The sequence below is a fragment of the Rhodopirellula sp. UH5 genome (assembly GCF_056839225.1).
The window spans coordinates 3,752,127-3,767,316 of sequence record NZ_CM166390.1 but is presented as its reverse complement, the minus strand read 5'-3'; the positions used below and the strand labels follow the sequence as shown (position 1 = coordinate 3,767,316).

Genomic DNA, 15,190 nt, shown 5'->3' with positions numbered 1-15,190 from the left:
CCATCCATCACAACCCGAACGCGTGAGCGAGGGACTCCACCCAACTCCCACGACGGCCCCATCCGGGGCGACCGTTTGTTTTCCGGCATCGGTCTCTCGGGGCTTCCGCCCCGAGCTAAGCACGACGGCCCCATCCGGGGCGAAACCCAGACGCCAGCCACCATTTGTTCTTTGAACGTTCCAGGGGGAAGATGATGATAAACGCTAGGCAACACAGCACTTAAAAACCGCACGACCTCGAAGCTGGGCGAGGGGAGCCAGGACGTTTCAGATGAAGACTTGCGCAAACGCATAGCAAACACAATCCCAAAGATTCTGCAGCCCAGGCCAACGCTCAAACCGCTTCCAGGATGAAACTGAGTCATTCGTTTCTGCCTGCTTCGTCTGTGATTGATTTCTCGAAAATCTTATAGGACAGATCTTCGGTCACGGAATGCTCACCCCATCGAACCAGAACTCGGATGCTCGGTTGTTTTGCTTTTGGGCCGCCCGGTTCAGACAAGATGTCGCTCAGTTTCTGCGCAGTTGCCACCGAGATCTCCACCGAAGCACGGCAGAGAGAATCGGAAACATCATGCACCTTGCCGAACCCTGTTTGTCCTTCAAAGCTCCATTCGATCATAGGCTTTCCAGGCGACCTTTGTTTCTCATTCGGCTTGTCCTTGTCATCGTCATCCAAGGACCGAATGACTATCAGCGAGGATTGGAGCGATCCATCCTCGTTGGTCTTGAATAGCAACCGTGCGGGTGCAAGCTTCAGGTGCTGCTTGGGCTGGATGAGCACTTGGCAATCCACTTGAGTGTTGGTTGGCGGATGCCGCATGGATACAACCGCGAAGCACTCACCTGAATCAGGTGGTAGGTCCACATCAATGTGGCCAGCTCCAGATTGATCAAAGTCCCCGAATGAGAGGCCAACCCGCTCGTCATTGCAGTTCAATTCCAGCAGCCGATGATCCAGAGCAGGGTCAACGAACACGGGGAGCTCAAATGGATAGGACCCTGGTTTGCTGCCGTACTGCAAGGTCGCAAATGAACTGTCGAAAGAGAAGTGACCGGCAACCGCGTAGTTCAGGGTGAGCCTGAGATTGCTTACGCCCGCACCGGGTCGCTTGAACGAAACATGGACGGTTCCCTGTCCTCGCCTGAGTTGCTTTTGAGGCGTCAACGCAAGAGTGAGGCGTTTGGTTTGACCAGGCAGCAAAGGCCCCTCTTCAAACTTCGCTTCGGCACAGTTGCAGTTGAGAATGATCCCTTCGAAATGCTCCGCCGTCTCGGTGTCATTCACCACATCAACCGATATCTGCGTTGTGTCCGATGCTGGGACACTGCCGATATGAATCTTACGGCTGTTTGTGATCCTTGCGGAGCTGAGTTCAAATCGCTTCACCTCCTGGCTGAACGCCAGAGGATCTGCATTCAAGCAGAGAATGAATGCACCCAGGAACAATCTGACAAGCACAGCGGACACCCCTTACAAACAATTCAAGAAAACACTTGTTTGGTCCAACCAAATGGTTGGTGAGATAACCGCCACAGATCTCTACTGCTCAAAGTTAGGGGGGGCGAGGATAAGTCAAGTGTTTGTTTGGAAAACCAAGGGGGCATGGCACGTCAGGAGCCAGCGACTTTGTAGGCTCTTTCGTTCCTTAGCCGCGGCGGCTGATGATGATCACGGGGCAGTTGGATTCCAGGGCGACTTTTCGAGTGAAGTTGCCGAATAGCTTTCGCCGTGGTCCCAGTCGTTGAGCACCCAGGATGATCAGACCCGCTTCGCCGGCCCGATCGACGATAGTTTTGATTGGATCGTTGCTGATCACAATCTCGCGTTCGCAGACTCGACCCGCGTTCGCTCGCGTCGTTCGGTCCAGTTCTTTGCGGATTCGTTTTTGATCGCTGCGGAGCGTGTCGGTGGGGATCACTCGCAGAAATTTGACTTGCCGTTGTTGCTCGCGAGAGAGGCTGCTGAGCAATCGCGTGAGCAAGTAATCGTGGCCGCCTCGTCCGCCGACGGGCACAAGGATCTGCTGGCTCTGATCGAGTTGCCAATCCTTGGGCGCTCGCAAGACAACGACGTCACTGGAGAGTTGTCCGAGCAAACCTTCGAGCGGCGTGTCGCGAGCTTCCGCTGTGATTTCGCTCAGTCCCAGCAGCACGGATTGGCATTGGTGCAGGTCCGCCACCCGGGCAATTTCTTGCATCGGTTCGGGGGAAACGGTGGTCAACGTTTCGCAGCGAACACCGAGGCTGGATGAGGCGTGCAGGATCTCGTTCATCACCGAATGAAGCTGTGCCGAAGGGCGATGGTTGGCAACCGGGTCCCAGTCCGGAGGAGCCACCACCACGGTTTGAACCAGCACGCGACCGAGCGCGGCGGGGACCAAGGTGTCGGCCAGCGCGATCATCGCGCGAGCGTTGTTGGGGTTGGCGATGGGAACCAGCACCAAAGGGGAGTTGCCACGCAGTCGGGAGAGTTCGGGATGACTGGCGATGTTGGACACATCCGTCAATCGGGCTCGCCGAGCGAACAGAGACAGGAACAACAATCCGCCCAGAGCCAACCACATGACCGCAATGATTCCGGCTTCGGGAACCGCAATCCCTTGGAACACAGCCAGTGCCAAGCAAGCCGCGCCGCCCACCACGGGCACAAAGGGATAGCCAGGGACTCGAAACGGCGGCGGAGCAATGACGCAGCGTTGTCGCACCAGGATGGACAGCCAATGGGCGATCGCAAACGTCACCAAAAAGATCAGGCTGGAGGCGGCACCTGCGGCCGCGAGATTGGGCAGGATCTGGATCAACAAACAAACCAGTGCAATCGTGACCAGCACCGAAACCCAGGGCGAATTCGATCCTGAAGCGAGACGACTGAGGGCTGCTGGCAACGTGTTGTCACGCGACATCGCCAACGCGATTCGTGAGGCGGCAAACAGGTTGGCCTGCAGCGCCGAGAACATCGAAAGAACCGCCGCGATCAACACCAACCAGTAACCTGAGGTGCCGAGGTAATGCTTTGCGGCAAGCGCGACAACGGCCTCGGGATCCGACGCTGCCAGTTCACGAATGTTTTGGGAACTGTCGGTGCCCACCGTGGTAAGCACAAACAGCAGTGGCAAATAGATCAGCAACGCGATCACCAGCGACAGCAGCATCGCTCGCGGGATGTTCTTGGCCGGTTCGCGAACTTCGCCGCCGACCGCCGCGATCAAGTCAAACCCTTGAAGTGCGATGAAGCTGTATCCCATCGCCTGGATCAGCCCGCCCCAACCGGAGGCTAGGAATGGACGCAGTTCCTGCGTGGTCTTGAGCACCGATTGTTCGCTCAAAGCCCAGAAGCCGCCGACAATCAAAACGGAAAAGACCGCGACTTTGGCGACGTTGATCCAGGCACCACCACCGGACGATCGAAACGTCATCATCGCGCCGATCCCAACGGTTGTGGCGATGGAAACAGCAGGGACGCTCCAGGGTTCTCCCAGCCAAGAGGGAACGGAACCCTGGGTGGAGTAAAGTTCGCTCATCAAGAGCGTCGCAAAACTGCCAAAGCCGATCGCGTAGAGAACCGCAGCGACGATCGAAGCGAACCAAACGACCCAGCCCACCGTGAAAGCGGATTCGACCGAGAGAACTTTGCGGCTGAAGGTGTAGGTCCCGCCTGACTCAGGGAACTTCGACGCCATCTCCGCGAAGCTCAGTGCCGTCAAGACAGCGATGACGCCGTTGAGTCCAAACGCCAAAATCGCGGACGGCCCCGTGGTGGCGAATGCGACACCGGCCAACGCAAGGATCCCGCCGCCAACGATCGCGCCGACTCCGACGCTGGTGGCTCCGAACAAACCGAGATGACGAGTGGCAGCGATGATGCATTCCAGCGATGGAAACGAAGATCAATTCGTGGCGAAAGTCGTCAAGACTTTCGGCGACTCAACTTGCAAAACGAAACTCTTGACGAGTTTCGCTACGTGTGCAAAACGAAACTCTTGACGAGTTTCGCTACGTGTGCAAAACGAAACTCTTGACGAGTTTCGCTACGTGTGCAAAACGAAACTCTTGACGAGTTTCGCTACTTGAGTCGGTGGCTTCCATCAAGTTTTAACGGAAACGGTTCGCAGATGCAGTTCGTTGAGTTGATCCGCGTCCACTTCGCCAGGAGCGCCGGTCATCATGTCGGCGGCCTTTTGCGTTTTGGGGAACGCGATCACTTCGCGGATGTTTTCCAAACCAGCGAACAGCATCACCCAACGATCGACGCCCAAAGCGATCCCGCCGTGTGGAGGTGCACCGAATCGCAGCGCGTCGAGCAAGAAGCCGAAACGATCGCGAGCGGTTTCTTCGTCCATGCCAAGCAATTCAAACACTTGCGATTGAACCTTGCTGTCGTGAATCCGGATCGTTCCGCCGCCTGCTTCCGATCCGTTGATGACCAAGTCATAAGCTTGGGCACGGCACTTCTCAGGCGACTCTGTCAGCAGTGGCAGGTCTTCTTCGAGAGGAGCGGTGAAGGGGTGGTGCATCGCGACGTAGCGACCGGCCTCTTCGTCTTTTTCAAACATGGGGAACTCGGTCACCCAACTGCAGTTGAGCATGCCTTCTTCGAAGAGTTTCAGTTCCACGGCCAGTCGCTTGCGAAGACCCGACAGACCCTTGCAGGTGACTTCCCAGGTGTCGGCCAGGAACATCAGCAAGTCACCGGGTTCGCCGCCCATCAGATCTTTGATTTCAGCCAAGTGTTCTGGCTCAAAGTTCTTCGCAATTGGGCTCCAAAGTGTCCCGTCATCTTCGACGCGGAACCAAGCCAAGCCCTTGGCACCGAAGTCCTGTTGCACAAACGTGGTCAACTCATCGATTTGGCGTCGCGAGAACTTGAGGGCGGCGTCTTTGACGTTGATGCCCCGAACGAAGTTGCCCGCGTCGGCGGTCCCGCGGAAGACTCGGAAGTCGGTCTTGGCAGCCACCGAAGTGACATCGACGATTTCCAAACCAAAACGCAAATCGGGTGCGTCCGAGCCGAAGCGACGCATGGCTTCCGCGTAGGTCATGCGAGGCAGGGGCAGCGAAATGTCTTTGCCCAGAACCTGTTTTGCCGTTTTGGCGACCAGGCCGTCGATCAAGCCGATGATGTCTTCCGAGTCGACGAAGGACATTTCCAAGTCGAGTTGCGTGAACTCGGGTTGGCGATCGGCTCGCAAGTCTTCGTCGCGGAAGCACTTGGCGACTTGGATGTAGCGGTCGAAACCGGCGACCATCAAGATTTGTTTGTAGAGCTGCGGCGATTGAGGCAAGGCGTAGAAGTTGCTCGGATGCACGCGGCTGGGGACCAGGTAATCGCGAGCTCCCTCCGGCGTGCTGCGGCCGAGGATCGGTGTTTCGACGTCGATGAAATCGTGCTCGGCGAAGTAGTCTCGCATGCACTTGATGATTTCGCTGCGACGGATCAGCGCCTGCTGCATTTCTTTGCGACGAAGGTCCAGGAAGCGGTACTTCAGACGCAAGTCTTCGCCCGGCAAGTCGGCCTGGCCGGGGGTGAAGGGAGGTGTTTCCGAGGCCGAAAGGATTTCGAAGTGTTCGCTGCGAACTTCGATTTCGCCGGTCTCCAGTTTCGCGTTGGTTTTGCCTTCCAGGCGATCGGCGACGACACCGCGGATCAGAACCACACTCTCGTTGGGCACATGGCCGGCCTGTTTGATCAGCGATTCGCCCGCTTCGGGTGGTCCGATGACGACCTGGGTCAGCCCATATCGATCCCGCAAGTCAATGAAAACCGCTCCGCCGTGGTCTCGTTTACTGTCCACCCATCCGCACAGGGTCACGGGGGAGCCAACGTCAGATTTGCGAAGCGCGCCGCAGGTGTGAGTTCGTAACACGGGTCGAAATCAAAGGGTTCGAGGGGATGGATGCAACGGAGCCGCTGATCAGTTGCTGAGCGACGGTTCCAAAATTCGCGAAAACGAACCACAAAGGATACGCGATCGTGGCCCATTCGTAAGTGGGACAATTTTCTGGCTGGCCCCTGGTTTGGGAAGTCGTGATCGACATTCGCCCGGGGAATTGCTTTTTTGCCGCTATCGCAAGTGGCGATTGAGGTGCTGGCAAGCCATGCTGTTCAGCAGCAAGGCAAGTTCTGGATCGTAGCGATGGCCTTCGTCTCGCATGAAGGCGTGTTCGCCATTGACTTCGTGCCAGGAAAAACTGACTCCGGCGGCCGTCAGCGCATCGTAGATCAACCGGCGGCCTTCGGCGGGGATGTGTGGGTCCTGACGTCCCCAGATCATCATCATCTCGGCTTGGATTTCCGGGATGCGATCGAGGCTGTCGTCGTGCATGCCTTTGCCAAGGCTGCGTTTGTGGATGTCGGTGGCGTAAAAGCACACGCCCGCTTTGACCTCCTCGTTCATTGCTGCTCGGAAGGCGAGGTGGCCTCCCAGGCAAATGCCCACCGTGCCGACTTGCCCGGTGCAGCCTTCGTCCTGGCCGAAGAAGTCGATCACCGATCGAGCATCCGCGTCGTAGGCCGCGATTGCTTTTTCAACTTTCAGTTGGTTGCCTCGGTCGGTGCCCTCTTTGTCATACGCGAACGCTTCGCCCAGTTCGGTGTACTCGTGGTAGACATCGGGGACGGCGACCAGCAGGCCGTGCCCCGCCAACACCGCGGCCGTCCGAGCGATCGGCGCCGTCATCTGGTAGATCTCGCTGTAGAGGATCACACCGGGATAACGACCGGGGCCGTCTGGGCGAAACAGATGGGTCCGCATCGGACCGGTGGGCGTGTCGAGATCAACGTGGGTGGGGGCTTGGATTCGCATGTTGAGTTCGTGCCGTGTCAAATCAGTGGAGGGCAAACCGAAGGGGCGCCGGTGACCAGGATGGCGAGACGTTTTACCAGTTTGGTGACGATGGTGGTGAATCGTGGAACGTTTCAGGCAACGTCGTTCTGGAATGGGCATGGCGATTGCATTGGTTTTTTCGACGACGAGCGAGAGTGGGCCAACGGGTGCAGGTCGCTTGTCGGGCGGTTTGGTTTCTCGACGAGGAGTGGTGCTGTGCGTGGATGGTTGATCCTGGGATGTTTGTTTGTCAGTCCGCTGATGGCTCAGGAGGAGTCGACGGCGGTCGCTGTTGATTCCGAAGAGGACGGCCAGATGACCGTTCAAGTTGAAAAGGCGATCGTCAAACAAATCAACGATTACCGTGACAAAAAGAAGCTGGGGCGGTTGGAAGTGAACGAGGAACTGCAAGCAACCGCGAAGAAGTTTGCGGGGTTCATGGCTGAATCGGGCAAGTACGGTCACCAGGCCGATGGCAAGACCCCGGCCGAGCGTGCCGAGGCGGCGGGATATCAGTACTGCGTCGTGAGAGAGAACATTGCCTATCGCACGAACACGGGGGAAGTCACCGCGGAGAGTTTGGTTGACATCTTTGTTCCGGGATGGCTCGGTTCGCCGCCGCATCATGAGAACATTGTGGCGCAACATGTCACGCAAACAGGTGCCGCTGTCGCGACGAAGGATCAAACGACTTACTACGCGGTTCACCTGTTTGGTCGGCCCAAGTCAGCCCAGATCGAGATCTCGGTGCTGAATCAATCGGGCAAAGCCCAGACTCTGTCGATCGAGACCAATGAAAGTGTCGATGAAATCGAGATGCCGCCACGGACGACCGTAAGCATGAAACGCTGCTTTCCAACCACGTTCCGAATCGATGGCTTGGATGCGAAGACGGTGGACCAGTCGTCGGAGCTGGTTTTGACCGAGGAAGGTTGGGAGGTGGCGGAGTGAATCTCCGCCCTGCCCTGCCCCGATCGTCGTTCCAAGCAATCGGCGCATCCGCCCTCACCGCGTTGTGGTCGAGATTCATCGGCTTCGCTCTCCTCGCCCCGGACGGGGCCGACTTGGTTAGTTCGGGGCGGAAGCCCCGAGACATTGGACGCAAGTACAAAAGGTCGCCCCGGATGGGGCCGTCGTTGCTGTCGTCGCGTCGCATGACGCGGACGGTTGGCAGTGGGTTGGGTGGCGATGAGGCCCGACCTTTGAGGGCTGCCCGACGGAACAGTTGAGACAACTGTTCTACCCTGGCTTCGCTCTCCTCGCCCCGGACGGGGCCGACTTGGTTAGCTCGGGGCGGAAGCCCCGAGACATTGGACGCAAGTACAAAAGGTCGCCCCGGATGAGGCCGTCGTTGCTGTCGTCGCGTCGCGTGACGCGAACGTTTGGAAGTGGGCTTGGTTGCGATGAGGCCTGGCCTTTGAGGGCTGCTCGACGGAACAGTTGAGACAACTGTTCTACTCTGGCATCGCTCTCCTCGCCCCGGACGGGGCCGACTTGGTTAGTTCGGGGCGGAAGCCCCGAGACATTGGACGCAAGTACAAAAGGTCGCCCCGGATGGGGCCGTCGTTGCTGTCGTCGCGTCGCATGACGCGGACGGTTGGCAGTGGGCTTGGTTGCGACGAGGCCCGGCCGTTGAGGGCTGCTCGACGGAACAGTTGAGACAACTGTTCTACTCTGGCCTCGTTCTCCTCGCCCCGGACGGGGCCGACTTGGTTAGCTCGGGGCGGAAGCCCCGAGACATTGGACGCAAGTACAAAAGGTCGCCCCGGGTGGGGCCGTCGTTGCTGTCGTCGAGTCACATGACGCGAACGGTTGGAAGTGGGCTATGTTGCGATGAGGCCCGGCCTTTGAGGGCTGCTTGACGGAACAGTTGAGACAACTGTTCTACTCTGGCCTCGTTCTCCTCGCCCCGGACGGGGGCCGACTTGGTTAGTTCGGGGCGGAAGCCCCGAGACATTGGACGCAAGTACAAAAGGTCGCCCCGGATGGGGCCGTCGTTGCTGTCGTCGCGTCGCATGACGCGGACGGTTGGAAGTGGGCTTGGGTTGCGATGAGGCTTGGCCTTTGAGGGCTGCCCGACGGAACAGTTGAGACAACTGTTCTACTCTGGCCTCGTTCTCCTCGCCCCGGACGGGGCCGACTTGGTTAGCTCGGGGCGGAAGCCCCGAGACATTGGACGCAAGTACAAAAGGTCGCCCCGGGTGGGGCCGTCGTTGCTGTCGTCGAGTCACATGACGCGAACGGTTGGAAGTGGGCTATGTTGCGATGAGGCCTGGCCTTTGAGGGCTGCTCGACGGAACAGTTGAGACAACTGTTCTACTCTGGCCTCGTTCTCCTCGCCCCGGACGGGGCCGACTTGGTTAGCTCGGGGCGGAAGCCCCGAGACATTGGACGCAAGTACAAAAGGTCGCCCCGGATGAGGCCGTCGTTGCTGTCGTCGCGTCGCGTGACGCGAACGTTTGGCAGTGGGCTTGGTTGCGATGAGGCCTGGCCTTTGAGGGCTGCTCGACGGAACAGTTGAGACAACTGTTCTACTCTGGCCTCGTTCTCCTCGCCCCGGACGGGGCCGACTTGGTTAGCTCGGGGCGGAAGCCCCGAGACATTGGACGCAAGTACAAAAGGTCGCCCCGGATGGGGCCGTCGTTGCTGTCGTCGCGTCGCATGACGCGGACGTTTGGAAGTGGGTTGGGTGGCGATGAGGCCTGGCCTTTGAGGGCTGCTCGACGGAACAGTTGAGACAACTGTTCTACTCTGGCCTCGTTCTCTCCTCTTCGCTATCAGGACGCCAATAGCAAGCATTTAGCGGCCCAGGCAAACGCCCAAACAATTGGAAGTCGACTCAGTCAACAGCCCGCTAGCGGCGTTTTTTGTTGCCGGGTTTGCCGGACTTCCCGGAGGGTGGTCGTTTGCGGTCCTTGGGCAACGGGGCAGCTTCTACTTCCGGCGTTCCCAATCGCTCGCGGAGTCGATCGGCCATCGTTTTCGGTTTGCTGTCGGAATTTTTCTTTCCATTGGCGCCCGCGGAATCGTTGACTTTGCCATCGACTGTGCCGCCACCCTGCAGTGTCGCCGGGTCAAAGTGAGGCTTGGACGGAAGTGTCTTTTTGACCAAGACTCGTTCGCCGATGCCCCACAGACTGCTGGTGATGAAGTAGATGCACAGTCCAGCTGGCACGCGGAAGAAGAACAGACCCATGACCAAGGTCATGTAGTTCATCATCTTTTGCGTCATCGCGGTTTGTTCATCCGTTGCCGGTGGCATGAACATCTTTTGCTGGGCCAGGAACAGCGAGACCACGATCATCGGAAGGATGTTGAAGTACGGTCCCAACCAACCGGTGCCGCGGCCGGCCAAGTAGTCCCACATCCAGTCGCCCCAGTAGTACATCATGTCGGGAGCGGCCAGGTTCGACGCCCAGGTTGTCCAGGAAGCAAACGCGGCTTGTCGCAGTTCGATGTCCACCGACAGGGTTCGGTACAGGCCGATGAAGATTGGCAACTGCAGGAACATCGGGGCACAGCCTGCCATCGGATTGAAGCCGACGCGTTGCTGCAGTTCCCGTTGGGCTCGGACGCGAGCCTCCATGTCGTCTTTGTGCTTCTCGGCGATCTTCTTCAGTTCAGGGGCCAGCTCTTGCATGCGTTGCGCATTGATCGCCGCTTTTCGCGAAAGCGGGAACATCAGGCCTCGTACGCACAACGTCAGCAGCACGATTGCCAACGCGTAGTTGCCGACGTTGGAGAACAGGTGCAGCAGGCCGCCAAGAGGTTTGGCGACAAACGAGAACCAACCGTAATAGATGCAATCACCCAAGCCGTAGGCTTCCATCACGTCGGGTTGTTTCGGGCCCGCGAACAATCGCAGCGATTGTTTCAGGGAGGATCCCGGGGGCACATCGGCGATGGCGCTGTCGAGGTAGAAGCTGGCGTTGACCGCGCGTTCTTTGTTGTCTGGGACGGCATTGGGGTCGGCGATGATATTCGCGGCAGCGCGACGGAAGGTTTGCAGTGAGGCTTGGCCTTCCGGGGGCAACATCGCGACAGTGAAGTACTGTGCGTCGACGCCGATGTAGCTCAGGTCGCGAGCTGGTGGAGCGGAGTCGGGGGCAAACAACGTTTGGTCGTTTGCTTCGGATTCATTCTTGGCTCGTTTCAGCAACGCGTATCCCGAGACCAGTTCGTGGCCTTCTGCGGTGGTCTTGTAGACGACATCGCGAGCGGCGGAACCGCCCCAGTTGGGACTGATCTTGTTGCTGTACCACCAACCTTCCAGCGTGATGCCGTTGGCACCTTCGATTCGGTAAGCCAGTTCTTGAGCTTCCTCGGCACGGTTGTCGATTTGAACATCCATGTCCAATGAGTAGCTGTCTGGCTTCAGCGAGTAAGTTCGTTGCAGCCCCACCGATTTGCCTGAGGCCGGCTTCATCTCGGAATCGGACAGTTGCAGTTGGTAGGAAACTTGGTCGCCGTTCTGAGAGGCGTCCCAGATCAGATCGCCCGTGTCGACCATTCCCTCGATGGTTTTCTCGCCCGATTGAATTTCGCGTCGTCCCACGCGGCCCACGGTCAGCAAGCACGACAGTCGAGAGAGGTTGCCTTCGACCTCGTCATCGCCGCCGTGCTCGGCCAAGCGGACCAGGTCCAAGGGATGCTCGGACAAGGTGGTTTTGAATTCAATCGGTTTTTCGTTTCGCAGAACCGTGACCGTGGCGTCTTCGCCCGGTTTGGTTTCCAGCATCGCTTCCCGAAGCATCGACAGGTTGTTGACGTTGGTGTCGTTGAAACCGGTGATGATATCGCCCGGCTTCAGTCCGCCTGGCACGCTCGAGGCGGTTGCCAGATCAGCTGGCGTGCCGGGGCCGACCACGTTGACTCGGATGCCAAGGTCGGTGGCGGCGGGGTCCGCGGCCAAATAACCGAGGTAACCGGAGCGGACGTCGACGCGTCGATACTTCAGGCGACCGTTTTCTTTTCGTTCGGTCAGTTCGATCCGTTCAATGCCACCGCCGCGACTGTTCAGGGTGACCAGCATCACATAGCCACTGGCCGCGTCCATCGAACCGAGCGTTGACCAGGTCGGCGATTCGGGGCGAGTGATCGCGTCGGCATCCTCCGGGGCCTGTTCACTGTCGCCGGGCGCATCCGGGTCCGTGTCAGCCACCAAGTCCTCCGCTGACTCGACGGTTTCGCCATCGATTTCGGCGACCACGTCTTCCTCGGGGGGCAGTGGTGGCGCGAACATGGTCCGGAGGGACATGTAGATCAGGAAAAACGCCATCGACGAGAGGATGAACGAAAAGAGTCGGCGTTCCACAGAAATGTCGGCCAATCAGAAGGGAGGCGGGTGAGGAAGCCCGCTATTCTTGCCGCCCGACGCGTTCTTGAAAAGCCAAACTCCTTGCGTGGAGCAGCCGAGAGGCTCAAAAACGCGGCCTCATGCCGTCAAAGGCAGCGGCGTTTCGCCCAATCGTTTCAGATAAGCCTGCAGTTCGGACTCGGAAATCCCCTGTTTGGAACGATCCAGCACAATCCAGGGGCGAGCCTTGCGGATCACACCTTTTTCAAGGAATTCGCCAAACAGTCGCAGTTGCAGGTGCCCTTCGCGACGAAGATCGGTCGTGAAGGGGGCATCGGTGGGGGCCAGAAGCACCGCAATCGAGCCCGTTTCGCCATGCAACTTCACGGTCGAGATCGGCGGGCTGCCGTCGCCCAGCGTGTCGCCTTCATCAAAGATTGCCCCACAATCACCCAGGGCCGTGAGATCCAAGGTTGGATGGGTATCGAGCAGCAGGGTTTGAATCGACAGCGTGGGCTCGATCACCAAACGGGTTTCGGTGGCTTCGATCACGCGCAAAGCCAGTCGCAACGAATACTGGCTGTCGCCCTGTGGGAGAGTCACATTCCAAACATCACCGCGGATCGATTGTTCCGCGGCGACGGGAAGCGTGTCGTCTCCCACCGGCAACAGGCTGACATGCAACGAACCGTCGGGGTCACCGAAGCTGATTCCATTGGAACCTCCCGCGGTGTGGCAAACCCAATCGTGACCATCCGCATTCCAGTGCGCTGTGTAGCACTGGCCGGCGCTTTGGTCGCGGGCGGCACCAGGTGTTGGGGCCGCAAAATCTTGAAATTGCCACATGGGGATCAGCTCGTTTGTTTGCTTAGCTCTTGTATTCGGCGTCGAAGAACTCTTTGCTGCCTTCCACGTCAGCTTTGATTGTACGCGAGCCTTCTTGCCAGTTGGCAGGGCAGACTTCGCCGTTGGTTTCAAAGTACTGAAGGGCTTTGACCATTCGCATGGCTTCGTCGACGCTGCGACCGAGTGGCAGGTCGTTGACGACTTGGTGACGCACGAAGCCCTTTTGGTCGATCAAGAACAGTCCACGCAGAGCGACACCGCCGTCGAGCAGCACGTCGTAGTCACGCGAGATTTGTTTGTTCAAATCGGCGACCAAGGGGTAATCCGTCTTGCCGATGCCGCCTTCGTTGCGAGGCGTGTTGGTCCATGCCAAGTGCGTGAAGTGGCTGTCAATCGAGACACCGATGATGTTCACGCCGAGGGCTTCGAACTCTTTGGCTCGGTCGCTGAACGCGATGATTTCGGTTGGGCAAACGAAGGTGAAGTCGAGTGGCCAGAAGAACAGCAGGACGTACTTGCCCTCGTAGTCCGACAACTTGAAGTCGTCTTTGAACGTGCCATCGGGCATGACGGCGGTGGCGGTGAAGTCAGGGGCTTTTTGGGTGACCAAAACACTCATGGTGAAGCTTGCTTTCTAAAAAAGAGTGAAACGTGTTGGTGAATGGAGATCGGGATCAGTCGCGAAGGTTCGAATCGAAGACGCGAACTTCGGCCCAGTTGGGTTTTTGACGCTCGATGAATTCCAAGTGCCGGGGGGCGGTTTGGTAAGCATCGTGGGCGGCACGGTTTTCGAAAACGGTGTGCAGGGCCACGTCGTAGTCCATGTTGACCGGGCGGTCGTAGTCAGGCTCGCAGCGACCCACGGCAAAGTCCACCAACCCGGGGTGGTCGTTCAGGTAGGTTTGACAATCGTCCAGCAGCGTGTTGATGGTTTCGTCGCTGCGGTCTTTGGTCGTGAAGAAGACTTGATGGGCGAGTCGAGACATGGTGCTCACGAAGGATCGGAAAAAGGTCAGAAACGCTGCTTCGTGGACAGGACGACGAAGCCGGCGTGGCCGAAATCAAGATGGCTCGTCGGTGATTCTAGCCGCCGCATCAATTGGCTTGAACCGGTCGCCCGCCGCCAACAGGAGGTCGCCGTGGGGTGTACTGGCAGCAATCCTGCGGGCACACATCATGCCAAGCCCCCAGGTCACCCAGAGCGGGTTTTTCGTTCGAAACGCCCAGGCGTTCTTGGACCAAGCCGCAGATCATTTCGACAAAGTCAGGGTGCGTCCCCACCGACGAGGCTCGCGCCATTTTGATCCCACGCTGCTGGCAGAGCTGAGCGGCTTCTTCGTCCAAATCGAACAGCACTTCCATGTGGTCGCTGACGAAACCAATCGGCAAAATCACCAGCGTGTTCAGTTTCTGTGCTTCGTCCATCTCGACGATTGCGTCCAAGACGTCTGGTTCCAACCACGGTTGCGAGGGCGGGCCACTGCGGCTTTGGTAGACCAGGTCCCAGTCCGTCGCACCGCAGGCATTGGCAACCAGACGGCATGATTCACGCAGCTGTTTTTCGTAATCGCAGTTGTCTGCCATTCCCATCGGGATGCTGTGCGCGGTGAACAGCACCTTGGTCTCCGCCGGTGAAACACCGATTGTCTGGGCCGCTTTGGAAAGGTTGTCCGACACCGCCGCGATGAATCCTGGATGGTTGAATCCCATCCGAACCTTTTCGACCAACGGGGCGCCCTCGCCGACCTCTTCACGAGCCTGGATGATGTTTTCGCGGTACTGGCGACATCCGCTGTAGCTGCTGAACATGCTGGTGAAGAACGCCAACGATCTTTGCTTGCCGTCTGCCTTCATCTGGCGAAGAGTGTCCGCAAAGGCCGGGTCCCAGTTGCGGTTGCCCCAGTAAATCGGCAGGTCAATTCCGTTGGCGTCAAAGCGTTCTTGCAGGGCCGCGATGAGCTGACGGTTTTGCTCGTTGATCGGGCTGACGCCGCCGAAGTGTCGGTAGTGCTCCACCACTTCCATCATGCGTTCACGCGGCACATTCTTGCCTCGCAAAACGTTTTCCAAGAACGGAATCACGTCGTCCTGGCCTTCGGGGCCGCCAAAGGACACTAGTAAAAACGAATCGTAGGGAGGCAGTTCACTCATGTTGGGAAGTCACGAAGGCGGCGGTTGGACGAGATGTGCGATGGCCTTCCAAGGCCGTCGACCCTGATTC

General features: G+C 58.4%; 10 protein-coding genes. 1 reads left to right on the top strand and 9 read right to left on the bottom strand.

The genetic code is table 11. From position 1 onward, the window contains the following. Nucleotides 1–361: 361 nt before the first annotated feature. The 4 genes from UH5x_RS13450 to UH5x_RS13435 all read right to left on the bottom strand — a co-directional run bounded on the left by UH5x_RS13450 (nucleotide 362) and on the right by UH5x_RS13435 (nucleotide 6,806). Nucleotides 362–784, bottom strand: a complete 423-nt coding sequence (locus UH5x_RS13450; protein ID WP_482635929.1) for a hypothetical protein — start codon at nucleotides 782–784, stop codon at nucleotides 362–364. Nucleotides 785–1,649: 865 nt separating this feature from the next. Beyond that, the gene (locus UH5x_RS13445) at nucleotides 1,650–3,839 is read right to left on the bottom strand and encodes an amino acid permease (RefSeq protein ID WP_482635928.1); all 2,190 of its coding nucleotides are present in this window, start codon (nucleotides 3,837–3,839) and stop codon (nucleotides 1,650–1,652) included. A gap of 249 nt (nucleotides 3,840–4,088) precedes the next feature. Then, on the bottom strand, nucleotides 4,089–5,867 hold the full coding sequence (gene aspS / locus UH5x_RS13440) for an aspartate--tRNA ligase (protein WP_482635927.1): 1,779 nt from the start codon (nucleotides 5,865–5,867) through the stop codon (nucleotides 4,089–4,091). Between the two features lie 198 nt (nucleotides 5,868–6,065). Further along, on the bottom strand, nucleotides 6,066–6,806 hold the full coding sequence (locus tag UH5x_RS13435; RefSeq protein WP_047817063.1) for a dienelactone hydrolase family protein: 741 nt from the start codon (nucleotides 6,804–6,806) through the stop codon (nucleotides 6,066–6,068). 237 nt (nucleotides 6,807–7,043) lie between these two features. Between UH5x_RS13435 and UH5x_RS13430 the strand changes: the two genes are divergently transcribed. After that, nucleotides 7,044–7,778: a CAP domain-containing protein gene (locus UH5x_RS13430; protein ID WP_482635926.1), complete on the top strand. Its 735-nt coding sequence runs from the start codon at nucleotides 7,044–7,046 to the stop codon at nucleotides 7,776–7,778. Nucleotides 7,779–9,681: 1,903 nt separating this feature from the next. Here UH5x_RS13430 and UH5x_RS13425 read toward each other — a convergent pair. From UH5x_RS13425 to UH5x_RS13405, 5 genes are all read right to left on the bottom strand, one after another. Beyond that, the gene (locus UH5x_RS13425; RefSeq protein WP_047815753.1) at nucleotides 9,682–12,141 is read right to left on the bottom strand and encodes a YidC/Oxa1 family insertase periplasmic-domain containing protein; all 2,460 of its coding nucleotides are present in this window, start codon (nucleotides 12,139–12,141) and stop codon (nucleotides 9,682–9,684) included. 120 nt (nucleotides 12,142–12,261) lie between these two features. Then, a complete protein-coding gene (locus tag UH5x_RS13420; protein WP_482635925.1) occupies nucleotides 12,262–12,969 on the bottom strand; it encodes a hypothetical protein in 708 nt (235 codons plus the stop codon). A 22-nt stretch (nucleotides 12,970–12,991) separates the two neighbouring features. Then, complete coding sequence (locus tag UH5x_RS13415) at nucleotides 12,992–13,588, bottom strand: peroxiredoxin (RefSeq protein WP_047815755.1); 597 nt, start codon at nucleotides 13,586–13,588, stop codon at nucleotides 12,992–12,994. A 55-nt stretch (nucleotides 13,589–13,643) separates the two neighbouring features. Next, nucleotides 13,644–13,955 carry a Dabb family protein gene (locus UH5x_RS13410; RefSeq protein ID WP_482635924.1) on the bottom strand — a complete coding sequence of 104 codons (312 nt, stop codon included), beginning with the start codon at nucleotides 13,953–13,955 and terminating at the stop codon, nucleotides 13,644–13,646. A gap of 109 nt (nucleotides 13,956–14,064) precedes the next feature. Further along, nucleotides 14,065–15,120: a ferrochelatase gene (locus UH5x_RS13405; protein WP_482635923.1), complete on the bottom strand. Its 1,056-nt coding sequence runs from the start codon at nucleotides 15,118–15,120 to the stop codon at nucleotides 14,065–14,067. Nucleotides 15,121–15,190: the final 70 nt, after the last annotated feature.

Bases quoted from the DNA above. Each gene is read 5' to 3' on its own strand.
- UH5x_RS13435 (WP_047817063.1), bottom strand. From the start codon at position 6,806: ATGCGAATCCAAGCCCCCACCCACGTTGATCTCGACACGCCCACCGGT.
- UH5x_RS13420 (WP_482635925.1), bottom strand. From the start codon at position 12,969: ATGTGGCAATTTCAAGATTTTGCGGCCCCAACACCTGGTGCCGCCCGC.
- UH5x_RS13415 (WP_047815755.1), bottom strand. From the start codon at position 13,588: ATGAGTGTTTTGGTCACCCAAAAAGCCCCTGACTTCACCGCCACCGCC.
- UH5x_RS13410 (WP_482635924.1), bottom strand. From the start codon at position 13,955: ATGTCTCGACTCGCCCATCAAGTCTTCTTCACGACCAAAGACCGCAGC.
- UH5x_RS13405 (WP_482635923.1), bottom strand. From the start codon at position 15,120: ATGAGTGAACTGCCTCCCTACGATTCGTTTTTACTAGTGTCCTTTGGC.